Genomic DNA, 23,147 nt, shown 5'->3' with positions numbered 1-23,147 from the left:
TCACGGCGTCAAGCGCCAAGGACCCAACGGCTTCCCGCCCAACCCATCCTGACAGACTTTCAAGACACAGGGACCCAGGAGCGGCCAAGCACCTTGCCGCAATATGGGCCCCGGCTCTGCAGCGCACCGCTAAAGGGGCGCTGCGCTGCGTCCGGGGCAGGAGAGCTCTCTCTTCAATCAGTATAAGCATGCCTTCGCCTTCTCGCGGCGCAGGCGCCCGAAGCTGTGCTGTCCGTTCTGCCCTCGTCGAGAAGAGAGGGCGCAGGGAAGGCCGGGCGCCGGCTGGCACCCAGGATCCGCACGCGAGAAACGCACGCGGGGTGACCACAGGTGACGCCGGGACGTCCCGGCCTTCCCTGCGCAATGGTTTTACGGCTTATGGCGCGCTCTCCCCGGGGAGCGATGCACTATTGCCCCCGTCGCCTTGCGGATGATCGATGCGCGCGCCCGGTCGGGCCGCTCACCACCGCAAGCCTTGACGCACAGACCCCGGGCGTCAGGACCACACGCTTTTACCGTCCGCGGACGTTCCTCCCGAAACATCCGGAAGCTCGCGCGTGCTCGCCCCCGAAGCCAAAAGGAAACGCTGTGACAGCGCCGTGTCGTTCGCGGATGATGGATGGCTCACGGGGCTCGCCCGCCCTGCCATCCCGCCCCGCGCCGGCGCTGCCGCGTCCATCGCATCCCGGCCTACGTATCGTGACGATCGCGAAACGTCCCTTTGACGGGCCGGGATGGAATGCGGTTTAACCGAAGCCATGATTTCGGTCAATCAGAATATCTTGCGCCATGGCGCTTGACCTGCATGTGGGGTGTTTTGCCCGACGGCAATGCGAGGCATTGGCGCCATGGCAACCGCTGGACGCGGCAGTGCCGCACACCGACCGATGTCCGCCCGCTGCAAAGAGCGGATCCCGCGGCAGTCGCTCCTTCGTTCGTCTGTCGGCCGCTAGCGGAAGCGCTCTCCGCAACCAATCGAAGCGGCCGTCCCCGTCACTTACCTCAGGATCAGCAGGCCCGCGCACATGATCAAAGCGGCGGTCCCAAGGCCGAGCGCAACAAGCGCACGTTCGGCTTTGCTTGCCAGTTCTTCGTCGGACATTGCTCAGTTCCCGTCCAGACAAGGCAACTTAACAAATATCAATTTGTTCCTATGTTCAGTAACACACACTGATTTTGGGAGGCGAACCGTATGATGCCTTGCTGTTTCGCGCTTGCGAAACGGGCAAGCTCATTTTGAATGGGAAACGTTCCACCACGCCTCCCGCCAAGCCTTCCGCTTCGCAAGCTAGGTTGCGATTGCGAGTTGTGGAATAAAGGTCCCGAATTCCAAGGATCCACCGCCACACCATGATCACAGACAACGAACGTATTTCGACAGGAAACGCAGGGCTCGATGCCATTCTCAGGGGCGGCTTGCCCGGCAATCGCTTATACCTTGTCGAGGGTGCTCCCGGCTCCGGGAAGACGACGCTGGCGTTGGAGTTTCTCCTCGAAGGACGGTCCAGGGGTGAACGTGGACTCTACATCACACTGTCCGAGACGACGAGCGAGCTTGAAGTCGTCGCCGGTACCCACGGCTGGAATCTCGATGGCATTGATATTTTTGAACTGAGCTCTGCGGACGAGGTTCTCGGTCCCGGCAAAGACCAATCAATTCTTCACAGCTGGGAAATGGAGCTTGGTGAGACGATCAAGCTCATTCAGGCGCAGGTCGAGCAAATCAAGCCGAGCCGGGTTGTCTTCGACAGCCTCTCGGAAATGCGACTGCTCGCGCAGGATCCACTTCGATATCGGCGGCAACTTCTCGTCCTGAAGCAGTTCTTCTCGGGTCTGCGTACGACCGTGCTGCTGGTGGACGATTTGACGGGGTCGAGCGGAAGTTCCGACAACCACCTGCATAGCCTCTGCCACGGTGTCATTACGCTGTCGCGCCTGACATTGGATTTCGGCGCGGCCCGGCGCCGCCTGCAGATCCAGAAGCTTCGCGGCGTTGATTTCGTCGCGGGGTACCATGACTTCGTCATCCGCACCGGCGGGCTGGACGTCTACCCCCGCCTGATCGCCGCCGATCATCACACCGAGTTCTCGACCGACCGCGTACCGAGCGGCATCGAGGAGCTTGACGCGCTTCTCAACGGGGGCCCGTTTCGAGGCACAAGCGTCCTGATAACCGGTCCTGCCGGCGCCGGAAAAACGACCTTGGCGCTTCAATATCTGGCAGCGGCCTGCGGCCGTGGCGAACCTGCGACCGTTTATCAGTTCGACGAACGTGTCAGCACCCTCATCGGTCGCGCCCAAGCGATGGGTTTCGACATTCGCCGCCACATCGACGAAGGACGGCTGGTCATCCGCCAGATCGACCCGGCCGAAATCTCCCCCGGAGAATTTGCCGCGGGCGTGCTCGCGGAAGTCAAGAAGCGTTCCGTCAGGATGGTCCTGATCGACAGCCTGAGCGGCTACATGGCGGCAATGCCGCAGGAGCAGCAGCTCATCCTTCAGCTTCACGAGTTGCTTTCGTATTTGAGCCAGTCCGGTGTCCTGTCCTTGCTGATCAATCCGCAAAGCGGCTTCTTCGGCAGCATGCAGACCCACGGCCTGGACGTTTCGTACCTGGCAGACACCGTCATCCTTCTGCGATATTTCGAAGCCTCGGGGCGGATCAGAAAGGCCATCTCCATCGTTAAGAACCGGTCCGGGAAGCATGAGGACACCATTCGAGAGATGCGCATCGACGATCGCGGCGTACGGGTCGGCGAACCGCTATCGCAATTCAAGGGCGTATTGACGGGGACTCCCGAATACGCCGGCGCGGAAAGACCACTCATGGAAGATCGCGGTTCAGGTGAATAGATCGACGGCCGAAGGTCATTGTATCCTGATCATCGCTCCCTACGGGCGCGACGCACAGAGTGTCTCGGGCCTTCTCGCAGCGAACGGATACGACTCGAACATCTGCGCCACCTTCGTCGAGGTGGCCGAGCGTCTGGACGGCCGCGCCGGCGTGATCCTGGTGACCGAAGAGGCGCTCGCCGGCGACCTCGTACCGCTTGAACTTGCCTTGAACTCCCAACCGGCCTGGTCAGACGTTCCTTTCATCTTGCTCACCGGTCGCCGGGCCGGGAGAGACTCTCAGAACGAGGCAGTTCGCCGGCGGTTGCCGGCGAACTTGACCAACGTCGTCCTGATCGAGCGTCCCCTCAGCTCAGAGTCGCTGCTCAGCACCATCGATTCCGCCATGCGGGCCCGACAACGCCAGTTCCTGATGCGCGATCAACTCGCCGAGTTGGAGACGCAGCGGACTCGATTGAGTACGCTGCTCGACAATCTGCCGGTGGGAGTCGCGTTTCTCGACAAGACCGGCATGAGCATGATCGCCAATCCTGCGTTCAGGCGCTTTACCAAAACGGGCAAGAGCGCCGCGTTCGATGTCGAGGCTGAGGGCCACTGGCAGGGACATGGCTCGAATGGCGAACGGCTGTCCCGCGATCATTTTCCGACTGCTCGCGCGCTACGAGGCGAACAAGTCGTCGGAACCGAGTTTCGCTATACGGGGTTTGAATCCGGTCCTGTATGGACGCGTGTCAGCAGCGTCCCGCTTCGGGGCGACGATGGTTCGATTGCCGGCGCCATCAGCGTGGTTGTCGACATCGACGAGCAGAAGCGCACCCAGGAGAAGCTGGCGCAGGCGGCGCAGACCCTGGAAACTCAGGTCGCGGCACGCACCGCGGACCTTGAAGCGGCGCTGGCCGAACTTCGCAAGGAGGCAGGCGAGCGTTCCAGGGCAGAAGCGGCGCTGGTGCAAGCGCAGAAGATGGAGGCCGTGGGTCAGCTCACGGGTGGAATCGCGCACGACTTCAACAATATGCTGACGGGCATTATCGGGGCGATCGACCTGATGAAGCGGAGGATCGCCACAAAACGTTACGACGACATGGACCGTTTCATGGAGGCGGCATCCACGTCCGCTCGCAGGGCAGCCAATCTGACGGCGAGGCTGCTCGCCTTTTCCCGGCGCCAGTCGCTCGACAGCAAGCCGACGGACATCAACGGCCTCGTGCTTTCGCTTTCCGACCTGCTCCACCATACTGTCGACGAAAACATATCGATCGCCATCGAAGCCAGGGACGGTGTTCCCGCAGCTATCGTCGACGCCAATCAACTGGAAAGCGCGATCCTCAATCTCGCCATCAACGCCCGCGACGCAATGCCGAATGGCGGCAAGCTCACTGTCGAGACGGCGGTGGTTGATCTCGACGAGGCTTATGCCAAGGCGCGCCCCGACATCTCGCCAGGTCGGTATGTGGTCATTGCCGTCTCGGACACGGGCGTCGGCATGACACCCGACCTCATCCGGAAGGCATTCGATCCGTTCTTCACCACCAAGCCTGTCGGCCAGGGTACCGGCCTCGGCCTTTCAATGGTCTATGGATTCGCGCGCCAGTCGAACGGACAGGTTCGCATTCACTCGACCCCGGGTCAGGGTACGTCTGTCAAGATCTACCTGCCGGCTGCTCGACAGGCCAGCGTGAAGGTTGTCGACCATGCCGAGGTTGCGCCGCAAGGTTCGGGGCAAGCCGTGTTGCTCGTCGAAGACGATCCTTCGGTGCGCCTGCTGATCGGAGAAGTGCTTTCGGAATTGGGCTACCGCACGCTGGAAGCTCCGGATGCGGGAGCGGCAATCAAGTTGCTCGAAAGCGGCTGTCCGATCGATTTGATGATCTCCGACGTGGGATTGCCCGGCATGAATGGCCGGCAGCTTGCCGAAGTCGCGCGGGATTTCTATCCGGCCGTTCCGATCCTTTTCGTGACGGGCTACGCCGAAAACGCGGCGATCCGTGCGGGCTTTCTTGGAACCAACATGGCGATGATCAGCAAGCCGTTTCAGGTCGAAGAGCTCGCGGCGAAGATCGGAGAGATGTTGGCAGAGTAACCCGCATCGCCCGGGCGACTTTTGCCCGGACAACGACGCGATCTCTTTCATTCGCGCCGCTGCAGGATAACGCGAGGCGCGATCGCCGCCGGTGCCGGGCCTGTTCAGCGCGACCGGCCACAACCTTGAAACACGGCTCCAGGATGGCTGTCGCGCGTCGAAGAGGGCTTGTTTAGTGCGACCACCTTCCGGTAGTGGAAACGCAAGGGGCAAGAAGGCCCCGCGAGGAAACACTCCGTGAGCAAGTCGCCTTTCCGGCGAATCATCGATACCCCGGACTTCTGGCGTTTGTGGTGGGTCGGCCTGATCAACGCCACCGTACGCTGGGTGGAGACCGTCGCGGTCGGGGTTGTCGTCTACCAGCGCACCGAATCCGCGTTTCTCGTCGCGATGATGACCATGCTCCGTCTGCTTCCGATGGGGCTGTTCGGCGTGTTTCTCGGCGCATTCGCGGAACGCCTGGATCGCGGCAGAATGCTGTTCGCCGTCGTGCTGCTGATGGCCGGCACTTCCGCCGTCCTCGCAATTCTGAACGCGACCGGACAGCTCGATATCTGGCATCTCGCATTCGCCAGCTTCGTCAACGGCTGCGGCTGGTGCACCGACAACCCGGTGCGGCGCGTGATGATCGGCGAGGTCGTCGGCCGCGAAAAAATGAGCCTGGCGATGTCGCTCGACGTCGGCGCCAGCAATGCAAGCCGCATGGTCGGCCCCGTCATCGGCGGAACGCTGCTGGCCGGAGCGCGTCTCCACGGCGTCCTGATCCTGAGCATGGCGATGTACTGCGCGGCGCTGCTCATGGTTCTGACGATCCGCGCGCGCATTGCCCATGACGCGAAGCCGGGGCCGGTGCTGGCGGGCATAGCCGAGGGCATCGCTTTCGCGCACAACGACAAGCGCCTCCGCGGTGTTCTGCTCGTGACCGTGATCTACAACGTTTTTGCGTGGCCGTTCACCAGCATGATCCCGGTGATCGGGCGCGACCGTCTCGATCTCGGCCCGGAGGGCGTGGGCCTGCTCACGACCATGGACGGAATCGGCGCTTTTGCAGGCGCGCTCGTGCTCGCGCTATGGCTCACACAGAGATGGTACGCCCGGGCCTATATTTGCGGCGTCCTCAGCTACATGCTCATGGTGGTGGTTTTCGCATTGGCACAAAGCCCTGCCGTGGCAGGTGCAGCATTGCTCCTGACGGGCATCGGTGGCGCCGGCTTTGGAACGATGCAGGCGACGCTGGTCTATCTTGCTTCGCCGCCTGAGATGCGCTCGCGCATTCTCGGCGTCCTCACCGTCTGCATCGGCGTCGGACCGATCGGCTTCGTGTGGCTGGGATGGCTCGCGGACCGCATCGGATCGCACAACGCCACGGCCCTCACCGGCGCGCTTGGCCTGCTGGCCATGGCCGCGACGTGGCGCTGGTGGAGGGAGATTTGACGGCGCCAGGCGCAGCGGCGAGCTGGCCTCAGGCCGGCACGATCACCTTGCCGATCGGCCACAGCGCGATGCCGGCGAGCTTGAGATGGGCCCAGGCGAAGGGGATGCCGATGATGGTGACCGCGAGAACCAATGCGGTCAGAAGGTGGCCAAGCGCCAGCCACCAGCCGGCGAGCACGAACCAGATGATATTGCCGATCACGCCGAGGGGGCCGGTGCCGATATCCTCGACACCGGTGACATCGTAGCGGTTGACCGCGCGCGAGCCGAACGGCAGCAGCGTGTAGACGGCGATGTTGAACGCCGCCCGCGCCCAGGGCAGGCCGATGATGGTGACGGCCATGATGACCGCGGCGATCACCCAGCCAAACGCCATCCAGGCGCCGCCGATGAGGATCCAGAGGATGTTGAGCAGGATGGAAACGGGGGTCATGGCATGATCCGGAGGTCAGTGGTCCCCTTCATATAGGAACGAATTCTGTCGCTGCGAAGACGTAGCCCGGATGGAGCGAAGCGCAATCCGGGGGCATGCCGCAGGCTCCGGCGGCCCCGGATTTCGCTTCGCTCCATCCGGGCTACGGGGCTACCGCCCCTCGAATTTCGGCTCGCGCTTCTCCATGAAGGCCTTCATGCCTTCGGCCATGTCCTGGGTTTTGAACAGCGGCAGGAGCTGGAGATAGACGTGGTGGACGTGGTCGTGGAAGTTTTCGTTGAGGCCCATCCGCATCATGCGCTTGGAGGCCTGCACCGCCAGCGGCGCGTTGGCGGCGATCTCGCGGGCAATCGCATTGGCGCGGGTCATCAGCTCGGCATCCGGCACGACCTCGTTGGCGAGGCCCCATTCCAGGCATTCGCGGGCGCTGAGCGTGCGGCCGGTGAAGATCAGCTCGGAGGCCTTGGCCCAGCCGAGCATGCGCGGCAACAGCCAGGTGCCGCCGGACTCCGGCACGACGCCGCGCTTGACGAAGGCGGCGGCGAGCTTCGAGGACTCCGCCATGATGCGGATGTCGCAGCCGAGCGCGGTGTCCATGCCGTAGCCGGCCGCACCGCCATTGACGGCGCAGATGGTCGGCTTGTCCATCGCCTGCAACACGGTCGGCGGGGTGTTGCGGAGATTGATCGTGGTCGGCGAGGAGGCGGCGCTGAGGCCGTTGCCGTCGCGCTCCTTGCGCAGATCGAGGCCGGCGCAGAATGCCCTGCCCTTGCCGGTGAGGATGACGACGCGGACGTTCCTGTCCTCGTTGGCCTCGGTCAGGAGTCGCGCGAGATCGTTCAGCATCGGGCCGGAGATGGTGTTCATCCGCTCCGGCGCGTTCAGGGTGATGGTCGCGATGTGGTCGGCGACCGTGTAGAGGACTTCGTTCGCGGCGTCGGTCATGACAGATGTTTCCCCAACCGTTGTTTCGTAGGATGGGTAGAGCGAAGCGAAACCCATCAACGTCTTCATTTGCTGACGCATGATGGGTTTCGCTGCGCTCTACCCATCCTACGGGGTTCTCGTCGAATTGTCAGATCTTCCGCCCGGCCTGCTCCCAATAGGGATCGCGCAGGCGGCGCTTGAAGATCTTTCCGGAATCCTCGCGCGGCAATTCGCTGCGGATCTCGATGTGCTTGGGCACCTTGTAATCGGCGAGCGAGGTCTTCAATCGCGCACGGACATCGGCGGCGTCGAGCGTGATGCCGGGTTGCGGCTCGACCACGGCCATCAGCGCCTCGCCGAACTCGGCGTCGGGGATGCCGAACACCGCGCAATCATGCACGCCGGGCACGGCGTGCAGCACGGACTCGATCTCCGCCGGGTAGATGTTGACGCCGCCCGAGATCACCATGTCGCGCTTGCGGTCGCAGATGAAGACGTAGCCGTCCGCGTCGATGTAGCCGACGTCGCCGGAGGTGATGAAACCGTCGCGGTCGATCTCGGCGCGCTTCTCCGGCTTGTTGTGGTAGGTGAAATCGGCCATCTCGGCCATGCGGGAGTAGATCTCGCCGATCTCGCCGACGCCGAGCACGCTTCCGTCCTCGCCGATGAAGCGCAGCTCGGCGCCGGGCGATATCTTGCCGACGGTGCCGGGTTTCTTCAGGGCGTCCTCCGAGGTCGCGAAGGTGACGGCGCTGGATTCGGTCGAGCCGTAGAATTCGTAGATCACCGGCCCCCACCATTCGATCATGGCGCGCTTGACGTCGGCCGGGCACGGCGCGGCGGCGTGGATGATGTGGCGCAGCGAGGAGACGTCGTACTTTTTGCGTACCGCCTCCGGCAGCTTCATCAGGCGGATGAACATGGTCGGCACCATGAAGATGGTGTCGATCTTGTAACGCTCGATCAGCTGCAAAAATTCTTCGGCCTCGAAGCGCGGCATCAGCACCAGCGCGCCGCCGAGCTTTCCGGCGCGGATGCCGAAGGAGTTCGGCGCGGAATGATAGAGCGGGCCCGGCAGGATCGCGCGGGCGCCGGGCTTCAGCCCGTAGATCATCGCGCGCATGCGCTCGCCGGCGGCCTGCTGATCCGGCGTCGGCGCATTGCGGCGCACGCCCTTGGGATGGCCGGTCGTGCCTGACGTATAGATCATGTTCATCGGCTGCGGCACGACCGGGCCGTCATAGGGCTGGAATTGCACGAGCCAGGATTCGAGATCGGTCGCGAAGTCCGGTGTCGCCAGATGGTCGGGGTCGATCTTGTAGTTCGACAGGATCTCCGGCGGCGTCGGCACGCTGAGCACCGTGACGCCTTTCGGGATCGCATCGCGCAAGGCATGCAGCATGTCGGCGTGTCCGATCAGCACGGACGTGCCGGTGTCCTTGAGGATGTAGTTGATCTCCTCCGGCTTGAAGTGCCAGTTGATGGGCACGCCATAGGCCCCGAGGCGCATCGCTGCATAGGCGGCCTCCAGGAAGGCGATGTCGTTGCGCATCAGCATGCAGACGCAATCGCCCTGGCGCACGCCGATCCTGGCGAGGCCGGACGCGATACGGTCGGCACGATGGGCGACCTCGGCGTGCGAACGGCGGCGCTCGCCGGAGACGATGCCGAGGAATGGGGACGTTTCGCTCATTTTTGCTTTTCTTTGTTGTTCAGCGGCGGTGTTCGTTAGTCGTCATCACCGGGCTTGTCCCGGTGATCCACGTTCTTCTCCGTCGCCTAGATCAAGAACGTGGATGGCCGGGACATCTTGCGCCAAGACGCGCTTGGCGCTTTTGCCCGGCCATGACGGAGAGACAATCAATCCGCATACTTCGCCGCGCGCTTCTCCAGATTGGAGCGCACGGCTTCGGTCTGGTTCGCGCTGCCGATCAGCTTCTGCTGCTCGACGGATTCGGCCAGCAGCGCGGGGCCCGGATCGACCGAGAGGTTGTTGAGCAGGCGCTTGGCGGCGCGGATCGCATCGGGGCTCTTGCCCGCGATCTCGCGCGCGACTTCGAGCGCTGCCGCGCGCGGGTCATCGCAGATGCGCGTGGCGAGGCCATAGCTCATCGCCTCCTGCGCGGAGAAGATGCGGCCGGTATAGGTGAGATCGCGCAGGATGTCGTCGCGCACGAGCGAAGCCAGGATCGGCGTGCCCGCCATGTCGGGCACGAGGCCCCATTTGATCTCCATGATCGACATCCGCGCATCGGCGCTGAGGAAGCGCATGTCGGCGCCGAGCGAGAGCTGGAAGCCGCCGCCGAAAGCGACGCCATGCACGGCGGCGATCACCGGCACCGGAAGCTGACGCCATCCCCATACCGCCGCTTGCGGAAAGTTCGCCTGCCCATGGGTGCGCTTGGTGAGATCGCGATTTTCGCCACCCGGAATTCCGTTGCCGCCCTTCTCCTTCATGGCGGCAAAACGCCCCATGTCGAGACCGGCGCAGAAGGCGCGCCCCTCGCCGGAGAGAACGACGGCGCGCACGCCTTTTTCCTTCGAAAGACGCTCGGTTGCCGCGACAAGGGCCTCGAACATGGCCTGATCGAGCGCATTCATCTTGTCGGCGCGCACCAGGCGCACGTCGGCGACGCCTTCCGAGATCGAGATCGAGACGCGCTCTTCCATGGATGAATTCTCCCCTGTTCTTGTTCGGTGCCGCTTTACAGAAAGACGGCGGCCGGATTTAGTCAATCGACCAATTAACTGACAATCCGTACGGGAGAAACAGCCATGTTCAAGGAAAATCTTCTGGCTGGGCGGCGCATTCTCGTGACCGGCGGCGGCACCGGGCTCGGCAAATCGATGGCGGCGCGCTTCCTCCAGCTCGGCGCCGAGGTGCATATCTGCGGCCGGCGCAAGATCGTGTGTGACGAGACCGCGACCGAGCTGATGGCGGAGTATGGCGGCCGCGTCACCAGCCACGGCGTCGACATCCGCAACGCGCTCGCGGTCGAGGAGATGGTCGAGAACATCTTCCGCGAGGCGCCCCTCACCGATCTCATCAACAACGCCGCCGGCAATTTCATCTCGCGCTCGGAAGAACTCTCGCCGCGCGGCTTCGATGCCGTCGCCAACATCGTCATGCACGGCACGTTCTACGTGACGCAGGCGATCGGCAAGCGCTGGATCGCCTTGAAGCAGCCCGGCAATGTCGTCTCGATCACGGTGACCTGGGTTCGCAACGGCTCGCCCTATGTGGTGCCGTCGGCGATGAGCAAATCGGCGATCCACGCCATGACGATGTCGCTTGCGACCGAATGGGGCCGCTACGGCATCCGCCTCAACACCATCGCGCCGGGCGAGATTCCGACCGAGGGCATGAGCAAGCGCATCAAGCCCGGCGACGAGGCCGGCGCGCGCACCAAGGCGATGAACCCGATGGGCCGCGTCGGCTCCATGGAGGAGCTGCAGAACCTCGCGGTGTTCCTGATCTCCGGCGGCTGCGACTGGATCAACGGCGAGACCATCGCCATGGACGGCGCCCAGGCGCTCGCGATGGGCGGCAATTTCTACCAGCTCCGCGACTGGAGCGACGACGACTGGAAAACCGCGCGCGAGAGCATCATGGCGCAGAACGAGAAGGACCGCGCGAAGCGGGGGTAGTTGCCCTCTCGTGCCCCCGCCGCCTTCGGCGTGGTGCGCTGCCGGAGCCCATCTCTCTTCAAGCGCGGTAGCGGCATGGGTCCCGGCTCTGCGCAGCAGCGCAAGGGCGCTGCAGCGCGTCCGGGACACGAGACCGCGCTTGCCGACAGCGACGATTTCCCAATCGTCGTCCTGGCGAAAGCCAGGACCCATTACCACCGAGTTTGGCTTTGCGAAGATTGGTGATGACGCGCCTTCGCCAAATTGCGTCTAGTGGTTATGGGTCCCGGCTTTCGCCGGGACGACAGTGGGGGTCACCTTGTCTTCAACCCAAGATGCCGCCACACTCCCTCGCATAAAAAGCAAAACACCACGGGAGAGACATGTCCGCATCACCGAAACTGGCTGACCTCGCCGACATGGTGCGCGAGCGCGCGACGAGCCGCGGCAGTGCCATCGCCTACGAGTTCGAGGGCCGCGCCACCAGCTTTGCCGAGTTCGACATCAAGACCAACAAGGTGGCCAACGCGCTCCTCGCGATGGGCGTGAAGAAAGGCGACCGCATCGCCTATCTCGGCAAGAACAGCGACCTCTATTTCGAGCTGCTGATGGGCGCGATGAAGGCCGGCGTGGTGATGGCGCCGGTGAACTGGCGGCTCGCGGGGCCCGAGGTCGCCTTCATCGTCGGCGACTGCAAGGCGCCGGTGCTGTTCGCAGGGCCTGAGTTCATCACCCAGGTGCGCCAGATCAAGGACCAGCTTCCCGGCGTGCGCACGATCATCACCACGGAAGGCGGCGCGCCGGAATGGCAGGACTTTGCCGCCTGGCGCGATGCGCAAAGCGGCGACGACCCCAGGGTGCCGATCGACACGAAAGACATCGCGATCCAGCTCTACACCTCGGGCACGACGGGCAAGCCGAAGGGCGCGATGCTGAGCCATGCGAACTTCCTCAACCTGGTGCAGACAGGCAATGCCGAGAACAAGCCGGAATGGAACCGGTGGTCCACGGACGACGTGTCGCTGGTCGCGATGCCGATCTTCCACATCGGCGGCTCCGGCTGGGGCGTGATGGGGCTCTATCACGGCGCCCGCGGCGTGATCGCGCGCGAATTCGATCCGACCAAGGTGCTGGACTTCTTCGAGCAATCCGGCATCACCAAACTGTTCATGGTGCCGGCGGCGATGCAGTTCGTGGTCCGGCAGCCGCGCGCGAAGACGGTCGATTTCTCCAGGCTGAAATACATGCTGTACGGCGCCTCGCCGATCCCGGCGGCGCTGCTGAAGGAGTGCATCGAAATCTTCAAATGCGGCTTCGTGCAGATGTACGGCATGACGGAGACGACGGGCACCATCGTCGCGCTGCCGCCGGAGGATCACGTCGAGGGTCTGGAGCGGATGCGCTCGGCCGGCAAGGCGCTGCCGGGCGTCGAGATCGCAATCCTCGATGCGGACGGCAAGCCGCTGCCGCCGCGCGAGGTCGGCGAGATCGCGACCCGTTCGGGCTCCAACATGGCGGGCTACTGGAATCTGCCTGAAGCGACCGCATCGACGCTGCGCGGCGACGGCTGGCTGCGCACGGGCGATGCCGGCTACATGGACGAGGACGGCTACCTCTACATCCACGACCGCATCAAGGACATGATCATCTCCGGCGGCGAGAACATCTACCCCGCCGAGGTCGAGAGCGCACTGTGCGATCACCCCGACGTCGCCGAGGCCGCCGTGATCGGCGTGCCCGACGACAAATGGGGCGAAGCGGTGAAGGCTGTCGTGGTGATGAAGCCGGGCAAGGAGGCCACCGCCACCGACATCATCAACTTCACCCGCGAGCGCATCGCCGGCTACAAGACGCCGAAGAGCGTGGAGTTTCTGCCGGCGCTGCCGCGCAACCCGAGCGGCAAGATCCTGCGGCGGCAATTGCGCGAGCCGTATTGGGCCGGGAAGGACCGGCGGGTGAATTGAACGCCGCTGCGCGCAACCACGAGTCTCTCCGCAGCGAAATCTCTGGATTGCTTCGCTGCGCTCGCAATGACGGTGGGGAAGCATCTGCGCGCCTCTCTCCTCGTCATTGCGAGGAGCTCTTGCGACGAAGCAATCCAGTGAATCGGTCGCGCGCAGTCCGTAGGATGGGTAGAGCGAAGCGAAACCCATCGTCTTTCCAAAATTGCGGACGCATGATGGGTTTCGCTTCGCTCTACCCATCCTACGAGGCCGGAACGGCCTCAATGCTTCCCCGGCCCCATATAGCCGAACAGGAACCCCGCCACCTTCCGCATCTGGATCTCCTCGCTGCCTTCGGTGATGCGGTAGCGGCGGTGATGCCTGTAGATGTGCTCGAACGGCTTGTGGCGTGAATAGCCCATGCCGCCATGGACCTGCATGGCACGGTCGGCGGATTCGCAGCAGAGGCGGTTTGCCCAGTAGTTGCACATCGAGACGCGGTCGGAGAGCGTGCGCTCGATCTGCTCCTCGGTGAGCTGGTCCATCTCCCAAGCGGTCTTGCGGATCAACAGGCGCAGCATCTCGGCTTGCGTGGCGAGCTCGACCAGCGGGAACTGGATCGCCTGGTTCTCGGCCAGCGCCCGGCCGAACGGTTTTCGCTCGCGCGCGTACTTCACGCTCTCGTTGATGCAGTACACGGCAGCGCCCAGCGAGCTCGCCGCCTGGCGGATGCGGTTCTGGTGGACGAAACATTGCGCCAGCGACAGGCCGCGGCCGACCTCGCCGAACTGCGCATCTTCAGGCACGAACACATCGGTGAAGCTGACGCGCGGATGGTCGGTCGGCATGTTGAAGGTCCACATGTATTCCTCGACCTTCACGCCGTGGCTCTTGGCCGGCACCAGGAAGCAGGTGATGCCGCGGGCATCGCCGTCATTGCCCGACGTGCGCGCGAACAGCGCGCAGTGCGTGGCGACATGCATGCCGGTCGTCCACATCTTCTCGCCGTTGATGATCCAGCCCTTGACGTTGTCGCGGGTGGCCGGCACCGCGCGCGTCTCCATGTGGGTCGCGTCCGAGCCGTGATGCGGCTCGGTCAGGCCGAAGGTGATGCGATACTTGCCCTTGATCGAGCCGTCGATCATCGCCTTCTGGTCGTCGCGGCCGTAGCGGTCGAGCATGGTGACGACAGGGAAATTGCCGACGATGGAGTGCTCGTTCTGCAGGTCGTTGTGCAGGCCGAGGCCCTTGGCAGCAAAGTGCTCGCGGATCACGGCCATCCAGAGATTGGAGCCGTCCTTGCCGCCATATTGCTTCGACACCGGGAAGCGCAGATGGCCGGCAGCGTCGGCGAGATCCTTGGCCTTGCGCAAAAGCTGCTCCCATTCGTGGCGCGGCAGGCCGCCATTCTCGAAATCGGTGCGCGCCCATTCGCGGCGATGGTCGAAGAAGCGGATGTTGTCGTCGGCCTCCTCGAGCGGCTTGATCTCGCGTTCGATGAAACGGTCGAGCTCTCCGAGATAGGCGACAAGATCGGCAGGCAATGAGAAATCCACAGGTTCTCTCCCGGATTGATTTTATCGTTTTGCGTTAAGGCGCTAGGCGCATTTTTGCTTCGCACGATTAAGGTGAGAAGAGCACGGCCAAGTCAAGCAAGCCGAGACGTGCCGGCTATGCAAAGCGCACCAGCGCAATTCGATGGTGCTCCGACGCGGGCGCGCGGTAGTATGACGCCAATATTCCTTCAAGAGAAAATGCGGGAGCGCGCGATGGAGCTGAAATTTTCCAAGGTGGAACGCAAGGGGCCGATCACGATCGTCACGCTGTCGCGGCCCGAGGTCTACAACGCGCTGCACACGGATGCGCATTTCGAGTTGCAGAAGGTGTTCGACGAGTTCTCCGCCGATCCCGAGCAGTGGATCGCGATCGTCACCGGCAGCGGCGACAAGGCGTTCTGCGCCGGCAATGATCTGAAGTGGCAGGCGGCGGGCGGCAAGCGCGGCTGGGACAAGGGCGGCTTTGCCGGCCTCACCTCGCGATTCGACTGCGACAAGCCGATCATCGCCGCGGTGAACGGCGTCGCCATGGGCGGCGGCTTCGAGATCGCGCTCGCCTGCGACCTGATCATCGCCTCGGAGAACGCGACCTTCGCCCTGCCCGAGCCGCGCGTGGGCCTCGCCGCACTCGCCGGCGGCCTGCACCGGCTGCCGCGCCAGATCGGGCTGAAGCGCGCCATGGGCATGATCCTCACCGCACGCCATGTCAGCGCCAAGGAGGGTCTCGAGCTCGGCTTCGTCAACGAGGTGGTGCCGCAGGGCGAGGCGCTCAGCGCCGCGCTGCGCTGGGCCGAGCTGATCACCAAGAACTCGCCGATGTCGATCCGCGCCTCCAAGCAGGCCATCCAGCGCGGACTTGGCGTGTCGCTGGAGCAGGCGATCGCGGAGCAGCGCGACTATCCGGCCGTGCAGGCGATGGCGGCCTCGCAGGATTACATCGAGGGCCCGAAGGCATTCTCGGAGAAGCGGCCACCGAAATGGGTGGGGAAATAGGCTTTCTCGGCACCCGTCATGGCCGGGCACGTCCCGGCCATCCACGTCCTGACGCGCGATACAGAGAACGTGGATGCCCGGGACAAGCCCGGGCATGACGGTGGAGCGTAAGACACCGCTCCCTCAACACCGTCATTGCGAGCGCAGCGAAGCAATCCAGACTGCCTCCGCGGAGAGAGCCTGGATTGCTTCGTCGCAAGGGCTCCTCGCAATGACGGCGGATAGAGTGCGTAGGATGGGTAGAGCGAAGCGAAACCCATCAATGGAGTAGCGAGTACGAGATGATGGGTTTCGCTTCGCTCTACCCATCCTACGGATTGCGCTCCAGCTCCCGCTTGTACGAGGCGTAGTTCGGCTGATCCACCGCGAGCTTGTCCATCGTGGTCGCCCACAGATGCTCGGCGAGGCCGGGCGTTGCCAAATCGAGCTCGCCTTTTGCGATGCGCTCGGCGAGTGCGCGGTTGAGCTCGGTGACAGAGCCGTCGATGCCGAGCAATGCACGAAGCCGTTCCACCTCCGCCGCATCGCTCCCCTCCTCCTGCGTCAGCTGGCGCGTGACGAGGTCGAGCATGTTGATGGCGACGCGCAGCTTGAAGGCCTGGTGGCCGGAGATCAGCGGCGCAATGTCGCCCCGGAGGAAATCGGCGACCGATTTGGTCAGCTCGATCGGTGTCGGTTCGTCCTGCATGCGTCAGCTCCCGCGCGGCGCCAAAAGCCGCAACAGATCGATCTCGGTCTCGCTGGCGCGACGGCCGATCATGGCGCGCTCCATGGAATGGTCGGGTCCCTCGCGGAACCGCTGCATCATGCCGCCGCACATGATGCCCCAGCGCAGTGTCCCCATCACTTCCCAGAACTTTACGCGCACGGGATCGACCTTGCGGCCGGCAGCTTCATAACCAGCGAACAGGTCCTCGCGTGAACCAAAACCGCCGACGGGCTTGTCGATCTCGCCGAAGCGCCAGGAGTTGACGCAGACCCAGCCGAGATCCTCCATGGGATCGCCGAGATGGGCGAGCTCCCAGTCGAGCACCGCACGCACACCATCCGCGCCGATGATGAGATTGCCGTTGCGGAAATCGCCGTGCACCAGCGTGGTCTCACCCGACGGGCCCGGATCGTGGTCGCGCAGCCAGCGCAGCGCCAGCTCGAACACGGGCTTGGGCCAGTTCAGGCTGCGATAGTCGCGCTCGAACTCGGCGATCTCCTGGGTCGCGCCCCGGCTGCGCAGCTCCGGCAGCTTGTCCTGCGGCAGCCTGTGCAGCCCGGCCAGCACGCCGCCGATCTGGCGCGCGAGCAGCGGCCGCGCCGCCGCGTATTCGTCATCGCGAAGAATCTTGCGCGCGATGGTCTCGCCTTCGACCCGCTGCATGATGAAGCCGGTGCCGAGATCTTCCTCCGGCAGGAGCACATGCATCACGCGCGGCGACGGCACGCCGGCCTCGAAGGCGAGCTGCATTAGCTGCGCTTCGGCGGCGAGCCCCGCCGCGCGCGTTGGAGCTGCGCCATAGCCCTTGGGCGAACGACGCAGGATCGCGCCGATCGGCCCGTCGGGATGGACGATGTCGAAGCGCCAGGTCTCCTGACTGGCGCCGCCGGACAGTTTTGCCGCACCGGTGACGCCGGTCGCGCCCTTGCACCAGCGCTGGACGCTGCGCGAAAGCTCCGCCTCGATCATTTGCCCTTGAACTGCGCAGGCCGCTTCTCCAGGAACGCGCCGACACCTTCGCGGAAATCCTGGGTGTCGCCGGCGCGGAGCTGGCACTGGAATTCGAGATTGAGCTGATCCTCGAAGGAGTTTTCCGGGCTGTCCCAATAGAGCTTGCGGATCAGCGCCAGCGCCACGGTCGGACCGCTGGCCAGCTCGTGCGCGAGCTTCATCGCCTCCTCCATCAGCACGCCGTCGTCATAGACGCGGTTGATGAGGCCCCATTCCAGCGCCTTCTCCGCCGGCAGCCGCTCGCCCATCAGCGACAATTCGATCGAGCGCGCGCGGCCGACGAGGCGCGGCAAGAGCCAGGTCGAACCGCAATCCGGCACGAGGCCGATGCGGCGGAAGGCCTGCAGGAAATAGGACGAGCGGGCGCACAGGATCATGTCGCCGAGCAGCGCGAAGCTCATGCCCGCGCCCGCCGCCGGGCCGTTGACCGCGGTGATGATCGGGCAGTGCAGATTACGGATGCGGCGCAGGAAGGGATGGAAGCCGGTCTCTAGCGTCAGGCCGGCCTTGGTTTTCTTCGACTGGTTGTTGCGGCCCTGCAAATTCGCACCGGTGCAGAAGGCGCGGCCCGCGCCGGTCAGCACGACGCAGCGCACCTCGTCCTTCTTCTCCTCGATCGTGTCGAGCGCCTCGGCAAGGCCGCCGAGCATGTCCACGGAGACCGCGTTCATCACCTCCTGATGGTCGAGCCTGAGGATGGCGACCGAACCATCGAAATCGAGCGTGACGTGCTTGAACTGCATTGTTTCCTCGTCGGTTGCGGCCGCGATGTTTCGCAGACCGGAATTTGCCTGTTCCGGCGCGCATATTTGATTTTTGTCGCGGTCTTGTCCATGGTGATCGGAGCATAGCAAGCAATCTTGCGCGCAGCGGCTGATGCGCTTCATGCCGGGATTGCCAGGAATTTGCAAAATACAGGAAACGCCATGAACCTTTTCGACCTCACCGGACGCGTCGCCGTGATCACCGGCGGCAATGGCGGTATCGGGCTCGGCATCGCGCAGGCGCTCGCAGGCCAGGGCTGCAACGTCTCGATCTGGGGCCGCAATGCTGACAAGAACAAGGCCGCTGCCGCGAGCATGGCGGGGCTGTCAGGCAAGGTCGATACCCGCGTCTGCGACGTCACCGATCCGGCCTCGGTCAATGCCGCGATGAAGGCAACGCTCGACACCTTCGGCCGGGTCGACGGCTGCTTCGCCAATGCCGGCATCGGCGGCGGCGGACGGCGCTCCTTCATCGAGCGCACCGAGGAGGAATGGCGCACGATGTTCGCCACCAATCTCGACGGCGTCTTCCACGCCTTCCAGGCCGCAGCCAGGCACATGACCGAGCGCGCCAATGCCGGCGACCCCTTCGGCCGGCTGGTGGCGACCTCGAGCCTCGCCTCGATCTTCGGCACCGCGCGCAACGAGCACTACGCGGCCACCAAGGCCGCGATCAACGCGCTGGTGCGCGCGCTCGGCGTCGAGCTGGCGCGCCATGGCGTCACGGCGAACGCGATCCTGCCCGGCTGGATCAAGAGCGACATGACCGCCGGCATCATGGCCAACGAGAAGTTCGTCGCCAACGTGATGCCGCGGATTCCGATGCGCCGCTTCGGCGAGGCATCCGACTTCGGCGGCATCGCCGTCTATTTGATGAGCAAGGCGTCGTCGTATCATACGGCCGATACGTTCGTGATCGACGGCGGCTATACGGCGTTCTGATTTCTGAGCTCGTAGCCCGGATGGAGCAAAGCGCAATCCGGGACAACAAGAAGCGAACAGCCCGGATTACGCTACGCTCCATCCGGGCCACAAACTCTGAGGGGCAAGGCAAATGTTCTCACACATCATGATCGGCACCAACGACCTCGACAAGGCCAAGGCGTTCTACGACAACCTGCTCAGCACGCTCGAGGTGCGCCCGGCCAAGGTCGACGGCCACCGTATTTTCTATTTCACCAAGACCGGCGTGTTCTCGGTGACCAAGCCGATCAACGGCGAGCCGGCGACCTGTGCGAACGGCGGCACGATCGGCTTTGCCGCCAACTCGCCCGAGCAGGTCGACAAGTGGCATGCCGCCGGAATTGCCGCCGGCGGAACGCCGATCGAGAATCCGCCCGGCATCCGCGAGGGCGCGGGCAACAAGCTCTATCTCGCCTATTTGCGCGACCTCGACGGCAACAAGATCTGCGCGATGCACCGGCTGCCGAGCTGATCTAGCCAGGATGCTGTCATTCCCCGCGAAGGCGGGGAATGCAGTACGCCGCGGCTTCTCGGTCCAATCACGACCGTCTCGGAGTACTGGATCGCCCGATCAAGTCGGGCGATGACGGCGGAAAGTGAGGCGCGGGCGTGCCCGGCGCGCCCAACACACCCCATTCAAACAACATTTCAAACGCCCTGCGAAATTCCATCGCGTGGGATGGCTCGTGCGAGAAAATACGCGCTCGCACTTTGGCGGCGCTGCGACTATTCTCCCGGCCAGCACGAACTCAGCGCCTCCGGGAGGAACAATGACAAAACACACCTACATTCCCCGCACCACGAACTACACCCTCAACCCCGGCGACGAGCTCAACGACCTCCGCATGTCGGACCAGGTCCGTCCGCTTTACGACCACGTCAAAAAGTTCATCCGCGACACCGTCGAGCCGATGTCGATCGAGTTCGCCAAGGCCGGCGAGACCAAGGAAGACCGCTGGAGCTTCACGCCGAAGCAGCTCGAAGTGCTGGAGAAGGCGAAGAACAAGGCCAAGCAGGAAGGCCTCTGGAACTTCTTCCTGCCCGACGACGAGACCGGCCAGGGCCTGAAGAACCTCGACTACGCCTATATCGCCGCCGAGCTCGGCAAGAGCCCGCTGGCCTCCGAGACCATGAACTGCTCGGCACCGGACACCGGCAACATGGAGGTGCTGGAGCGCGTCGGCACCAAGGAGCAGAAGGAGAAGTGGCTGAAGCCGCTGATGAACGGCGAAATCCGTTCGGCCTATGTCATGACCGAGCCGAACGTCGCCTCCTCCGACGCCAAGAACATCTCGACCACGGCAAAGCTGGTCGGCGACGAATGGGTCATCAACGGCGAGAAGTACTACATCTCCGGCCTCGGCGATCCCCGCTGCAAGATCCTCATCGTGATGGTGAAGACCAATCCGGACGCGGCGCCCAGCAAGCAGCAGTCGCAGATCCTGGTGCCGCGCGACACGCCCGGCGTCGAGGTGCTCGGCCCCATGTACGTGTTCGGCCAGGACCACGCCCCGCGCGGCCACATGCACATGCGCTTCAACAATGTGCGCGTGCCGAAGGAGAACATGCTGCTCGGTGAAGGCCGCGGCTTCGAGATCTCGCAGCTCCGCCTCGGACCCGGCCGCATCCATCACTGCATGCGCACCATCGGCAAGGCCGAGAAGGCGCTCGACCTGATGGTGCAGCGTGGCCTCACCCGCGAAGCCTTCGGCAAGAAGATCGCCCATCTCGGCGGCAACATGCAGATCATCGCGCAGGCCCGCTGCGAGATCGAGGCGATGCGGCTGATGGTGCTGAAGGCCGCCAAGGCGATGGACGTGCTCGGCAACAAGGAGGCCCGCGTCTGGGTCTCCATGGTCAAGGCGATGGTGCCCGAGCGCGCCTGCAAGATCATCGACCAGGCCATCCAGATGCACGGCGCCACCGGCATCTCGCACTGGACCCCGCTCGCCGAGATGTACCAGGACGTCCGTCACCTCCGCTTCGCCGACGGTCCGGACGAGGTGCACTGGATGGTGGTCGGACGGCACGAGCTGAGCATGGCGTAAGGCGTCGCCTCTCTCCATTCGGAGAGTGCCGTAGGGTGGGCAAAGGCGCGCTCTTCGCGCCGCGCCCACCATCAAGAAGTGGTGGGCACGCTTCGCTTTGCCCACCCTACGAGAGTCTTCCCTTGAGGAACCCCATGGACTATGCCGCCAGCGAGCTGACGCCACGCGAGCGCTACAAGGTGCTGACGTCCTTCATCCTGCCTCGGCCGATCGCCTGGGTGACTTCGGTCGGCCCGACCGGCGTCGTCAACGCCGCGCCGTTCAGCTTCTTCAACGCCTTCTGCGAGGATCCGCCGCTCTGCATGTTCGCGGCGAACCGCAAGCCGAACGGGCAAGACAAGGACACCTTCCTCAACGTCCAGCGCACCGGCGAGTTCGTGGTCAACCTCGCCGACGAGCCGCTGGCGCAGGCGATGCACGAGTCCAGCGGCGACTTTCCGCCCGATATCGGCGAACCCGACTATCTCGGCCTGAAGCTCGCGCCTTCAACGGCAATCGCCGTGCCGCGGCTCGCCGACGCGCCCTGGGCGATGGAGTGCAAGCTCTGGAAGCTGATCGACGTCAACGACGATCGCCGCCTGATCATGGGCGAAGGCATCCACTTCCACATCCGCGACGAGCTGTGGGACGACAAGGCGATGCGGGTGCACATGGACCGCTATCATCCGATCGGCCGCATGTTCGCCGACCGCTATTGCCGCACGGACGACCGCGTGGTGTTTCCGGCGGCGGAAGGTGTGAAGAAGTCGTAGGGCGAGGAAACCGTAGGGCGGATTAGCGAAGCGTAATCCGCCGAACTTTTACGGAATGAAAGCGGCGGATTACGCCTTCGGCTAATCCGCCCTACGAGACGTCAGGTCGCCGGCGCGAGCTTGTCCTGCGTCTTGGTCTCGAAATCGCCGGCGTCGTGGCGCTCGTGGAGCTGACTGGCGGGATCGCCGGAGACGCGGTTGACCATGCGGCCGCGCTTGACGGCCGGGCGCTGCGCGATCTGGTCGGTCCAGCGCTGCACGTTCTTGTAGTCCTGCACGGAGAGGAATTCGCCGGCGCCGTAGACCAGCCCCTTGGCGAGCGCGCCGTACCACGGCCACACCGCCATGTCGGCGATCGTATATTCCTTGCCCGCGAGGTACTCGTTGTCGGCGAGGCGACGGTCGAGCACGTCGAGCTGACGCTTGACCTCCATCGCGAAGCGATCGATGGCGTATTCGATCTTGAACGGCGCATAGGCGTAGAAGTGGCCGAAGCCGCCGCCGAGATAGGGCGCGCTGCCCATCTGCCAGAACAGCCACGACATGGTGTCGGCGCGGGCCTTGATCTCCTTCGGCAGGAAGGCACCGCCGAACTTCTCGGCGAGGTAGAACAGGATCGAGGCGGATTCGAACACCCGGATCGGCTCCGGACCGGAGCGATCCATCAGCGCGGGGATCTTGGAGTTCGGGTTGATATCGACGAAGCCGCTGCCGAACTGGTCGCCGTTGCCGATCCTGATCAGCCAGGCGTCATATTCGGCGCCCTTGTGGCCGAGCGCCAAGAGCTCCTCCAGCATCACCGTGACCTTCACCCCGTTCGGCGTCGCCAGCGAATAGAGCTGAAGGGGATGCTTGCCGACCGGCAGCTCCTTGTCGTGGGTCGCGCCGGCAATGGGCCGGTTGATATTGGCGAACTGCCCGCCATTCTCCTTGTTCCAGGTCCAGACTTTGGGCGGCACGTAGGCGGGGGCGTCGGTCATGCGGGGGGCTCCGGCAAAAAGATGCGCCTGCATTAATTAGCCCGTGGGCGGCCGATGACAAGCCCCGCCGGCCC

General features: G+C 64.1%; 19 protein-coding genes. 10 read left to right on the top strand and 9 right to left on the bottom strand.

The annotated features are described in order from the left end of the window. Nucleotides 1–1,350 precede the first annotated feature (1,350 nt). The 3 genes from JQ617_RS33080 to JQ617_RS33070 all read left to right on the top strand — a co-directional run bounded on the left by JQ617_RS33080 (nt 1,351) and on the right by JQ617_RS33070 (nt 6,367). Nucleotides 1,351–2,853 (top strand): ATPase domain-containing protein, encoded by a 1,503-nt coding sequence (locus JQ617_RS33080; RefSeq protein WP_212030032.1) that lies wholly within the window; start codon nt 1,351–1,353, stop codon nt 2,851–2,853. After that, on the top strand, nt 2,846–4,933 hold the full coding sequence (locus tag JQ617_RS33075) for an ATP-binding protein (protein WP_212030031.1): 2,088 nt from the start codon (nt 2,846–2,848) through the stop codon (nt 4,931–4,933). Before JQ617_RS33080 ends, JQ617_RS33075 begins: the two co-directional genes overlap by 8 nt. 237 nt (nt 4,934–5,170) lie before the next feature. Continuing rightward, on the top strand, nt 5,171–6,367 hold the full coding sequence (locus JQ617_RS33070) for an MFS transporter (RefSeq protein ID WP_212030030.1): 1,197 nt from the start codon (nt 5,171–5,173) through the stop codon (nt 6,365–6,367). Between the two features lie 28 nt (nt 6,368–6,395). On the opposite strand, the gene JQ617_RS33065 is transcribed toward JQ617_RS33070, so the two are convergent. The 4 genes from JQ617_RS33065 to JQ617_RS33050 form a co-directional block, all read right to left on the bottom strand. Next, a complete protein-coding gene (locus tag JQ617_RS33065; RefSeq protein ID WP_063691139.1) occupies nt 6,396–6,800 on the bottom strand; it encodes a YccF domain-containing protein in 405 nt (134 codons plus the stop codon). Nucleotides 6,801–6,950: 150 nt separating this feature from the next. After that, entirely contained in the window at nt 6,951–7,745 is a 795-nt protein-coding gene (locus JQ617_RS33060) for an enoyl-CoA hydratase/isomerase family protein (RefSeq protein WP_212030029.1), read from the bottom strand. Between the two features lie 130 nt (nt 7,746–7,875). Continuing rightward, nucleotides 7,876–9,420, bottom strand: a complete 1,545-nt coding sequence (locus tag JQ617_RS33055) for an acyl-CoA synthetase (RefSeq protein WP_212030028.1) — start codon at nt 9,418–9,420, stop codon at nt 7,876–7,878. Nucleotides 9,421–9,587: 167 nt separating this feature from the next. Beyond that, nucleotides 9,588–10,397, bottom strand: a complete 810-nt coding sequence (locus tag JQ617_RS33050; protein WP_212030027.1) for a crotonase/enoyl-CoA hydratase family protein — start codon at nt 10,395–10,397, stop codon at nt 9,588–9,590. 105 nt (nt 10,398–10,502) lie between these two features. On the opposite strand from JQ617_RS33050, the gene JQ617_RS33045 reads away from it, so the two are divergent. Both JQ617_RS33045 and JQ617_RS33040 read left to right on the top strand, forming a co-directional pair. After that, a complete protein-coding gene (locus tag JQ617_RS33045) occupies nt 10,503–11,375 on the top strand; it encodes an SDR family oxidoreductase (RefSeq protein WP_145663616.1) in 873 nt (290 codons plus the stop codon). A gap of 362 nt (nt 11,376–11,737) precedes the next feature. Beyond that, complete coding sequence (locus JQ617_RS33040; protein ID WP_212030026.1) at nt 11,738–13,318, top strand: fatty acid--CoA ligase; 1,581 nt, start codon at nt 11,738–11,740, stop codon at nt 13,316–13,318. A 260-nt stretch (nt 13,319–13,578) separates the two neighbouring features. On the opposite strand, the gene JQ617_RS33035 is transcribed toward JQ617_RS33040, so the two are convergent. Then, nucleotides 13,579–14,853 (bottom strand): acyl-CoA dehydrogenase family protein, encoded by a 1,275-nt coding sequence (locus JQ617_RS33035; RefSeq protein WP_212030025.1) that lies wholly within the window; start codon nt 14,851–14,853, stop codon nt 13,579–13,581. A gap of 213 nt (nt 14,854–15,066) precedes the next feature. Between JQ617_RS33035 and JQ617_RS33030 the strand changes: the two genes are divergently transcribed. After that, nucleotides 15,067–15,846 (top strand): enoyl-CoA hydratase-related protein, encoded by a 780-nt coding sequence (locus JQ617_RS33030; protein WP_212030024.1) that lies wholly within the window; start codon nt 15,067–15,069, stop codon nt 15,844–15,846. A gap of 310 nt (nt 15,847–16,156) precedes the next feature. On the opposite strand, the gene JQ617_RS33025 is transcribed toward JQ617_RS33030, so the two are convergent. From JQ617_RS33025 to JQ617_RS33015, 3 genes are read right to left on the bottom strand one after another with little or no spacing between them, the layout of a single operon-like run. Beyond that, a complete protein-coding gene (locus tag JQ617_RS33025) occupies nt 16,157–16,534 on the bottom strand; it encodes a DUF6285 domain-containing protein (RefSeq protein WP_212030023.1) in 378 nt (125 codons plus the stop codon). 3 nt (nt 16,535–16,537) lie between these two features. After that, a complete protein-coding gene (locus tag JQ617_RS33020; protein WP_212030022.1) occupies nt 16,538–17,524 on the bottom strand; it encodes a phosphotransferase family protein in 987 nt (328 codons plus the stop codon). Beyond that, on the bottom strand, nt 17,521–18,309 hold the full coding sequence (locus JQ617_RS33015; protein WP_212030021.1) for an enoyl-CoA hydratase/isomerase: 789 nt from the start codon (nt 18,307–18,309) through the stop codon (nt 17,521–17,523). Before JQ617_RS33015 ends, JQ617_RS33020 begins: the two co-directional genes overlap by 4 nt. Before the next feature lie 183 nt (nt 18,310–18,492). On the opposite strand from JQ617_RS33015, the gene JQ617_RS33010 reads away from it, so the two are divergent. From JQ617_RS33010 to JQ617_RS32995, 4 genes are all read left to right on the top strand, one after another. After that, nucleotides 18,493–19,272 carry an SDR family NAD(P)-dependent oxidoreductase gene (locus JQ617_RS33010; RefSeq protein WP_212030020.1) on the top strand — a complete coding sequence of 260 codons (780 nt, stop codon included), beginning with the start codon at nt 18,493–18,495 and terminating at the stop codon, nt 19,270–19,272. Nucleotides 19,273–19,384: 112 nt separating this feature from the next. Beyond that, nucleotides 19,385–19,765, top strand: coding sequence for a VOC family protein (locus JQ617_RS33005; RefSeq protein WP_212030019.1), 381 nt, complete (start codon nt 19,385–19,387; stop codon nt 19,763–19,765). Nucleotides 19,766–20,063: 298 nt separating this feature from the next. Further along, the gene (locus JQ617_RS33000) at nt 20,064–21,341 is read left to right on the top strand and encodes an acyl-CoA dehydrogenase family protein (protein WP_063691163.1); all 1,278 of its coding nucleotides are present in this window, start codon (nt 20,064–20,066) and stop codon (nt 21,339–21,341) included. Between the two features lie 134 nt (nt 21,342–21,475). Continuing rightward, a complete protein-coding gene (locus tag JQ617_RS32995; RefSeq protein WP_212030018.1) occupies nt 21,476–22,093 on the top strand; it encodes a flavin reductase family protein in 618 nt (205 codons plus the stop codon). Between the two features lie 101 nt (nt 22,094–22,194). Here the strand turns inward: JQ617_RS32995 and yghU are convergent, their stop codons facing one another. Continuing rightward, nucleotides 22,195–23,073: a glutathione-dependent disulfide-bond oxidoreductase gene (yghU, locus tag JQ617_RS32990; RefSeq protein ID WP_212030017.1), complete on the bottom strand. Its 879-nt coding sequence runs from the start codon at nt 23,071–23,073 to the stop codon at nt 22,195–22,197. Between the last annotated feature and the right edge of the window lie 74 nt (nt 23,074–23,147).

The sequence above is a fragment of the Bradyrhizobium sp. KB893862 SZCCT0404 genome, from assembly GCF_018130885.1.
In the GTDB taxonomy this organism is placed as follows: domain Bacteria; phylum Pseudomonadota; class Alphaproteobacteria; order Rhizobiales; family Xanthobacteraceae; genus Bradyrhizobium; species Bradyrhizobium stylosanthis.
The sequence above is the reverse complement of the archived record's forward strand: the minus strand, read 5'-3'. Positions and strand labels throughout refer to the sequence as shown.

What these genes read in the sequence shown, in the direction of transcription:
- JQ617_RS33080 (WP_212030032.1), top strand. Translation starts at nt 1,351, where the DNA reads ATGATCACAGACAACGAACGTATTTCGACAGGAAACGCAGGGCTCGAT.
- JQ617_RS33065 (WP_063691139.1), bottom strand. Translation starts at nt 6,800, where the DNA reads ATGACCCCCGTTTCCATCCTGCTCAACATCCTCTGGATCCTCATCGGC.
- JQ617_RS33060 (WP_212030029.1), bottom strand. Translation starts at nt 7,745, where the DNA reads ATGACCGACGCCGCGAACGAAGTCCTCTACACGGTCGCCGACCACATC.
- JQ617_RS33055 (WP_212030028.1), bottom strand. Translation starts at nt 9,420, where the DNA reads ATGAGCGAAACGTCCCCATTCCTCGGCATCGTCTCCGGCGAGCGCCGC.
- JQ617_RS33050 (WP_212030027.1), bottom strand. Translation starts at nt 10,397, where the DNA reads ATGGAAGAGCGCGTCTCGATCTCGATCTCGGAAGGCGTCGCCGACGTG.
- JQ617_RS33045 (WP_145663616.1), top strand. Translation starts at nt 10,503, where the DNA reads ATGTTCAAGGAAAATCTTCTGGCTGGGCGGCGCATTCTCGTGACCGGC.
- JQ617_RS33040 (WP_212030026.1), top strand. Translation starts at nt 11,738, where the DNA reads ATGTCCGCATCACCGAAACTGGCTGACCTCGCCGACATGGTGCGCGAG.
- JQ617_RS33030 (WP_212030024.1), top strand. Translation starts at nt 15,067, where the DNA reads ATGGAGCTGAAATTTTCCAAGGTGGAACGCAAGGGGCCGATCACGATC.
- JQ617_RS33025 (WP_212030023.1), bottom strand. Translation starts at nt 16,534, where the DNA reads ATGCAGGACGAACCGACACCGATCGAGCTGACCAAATCGGTCGCCGAT.
- JQ617_RS33020 (WP_212030022.1), bottom strand. Translation starts at nt 17,524, where the DNA reads ATGATCGAGGCGGAGCTTTCGCGCAGCGTCCAGCGCTGGTGCAAGGGC.
- JQ617_RS33015 (WP_212030021.1), bottom strand. Translation starts at nt 18,309, where the DNA reads ATGCAGTTCAAGCACGTCACGCTCGATTTCGATGGTTCGGTCGCCATC.
- JQ617_RS33010 (WP_212030020.1), top strand. Translation starts at nt 18,493, where the DNA reads ATGAACCTTTTCGACCTCACCGGACGCGTCGCCGTGATCACCGGCGGC.
- JQ617_RS33005 (WP_212030019.1), top strand. Translation starts at nt 19,385, where the DNA reads ATGTTCTCACACATCATGATCGGCACCAACGACCTCGACAAGGCCAAG.
- JQ617_RS33000 (WP_063691163.1), top strand. Translation starts at nt 20,064, where the DNA reads ATGACAAAACACACCTACATTCCCCGCACCACGAACTACACCCTCAAC.
- JQ617_RS32995 (WP_212030018.1), top strand. Translation starts at nt 21,476, where the DNA reads ATGGACTATGCCGCCAGCGAGCTGACGCCACGCGAGCGCTACAAGGTG.
- yghU (WP_212030017.1), bottom strand. Translation starts at nt 23,073, where the DNA reads ATGACCGACGCCCCCGCCTACGTGCCGCCCAAAGTCTGGACCTGGAAC.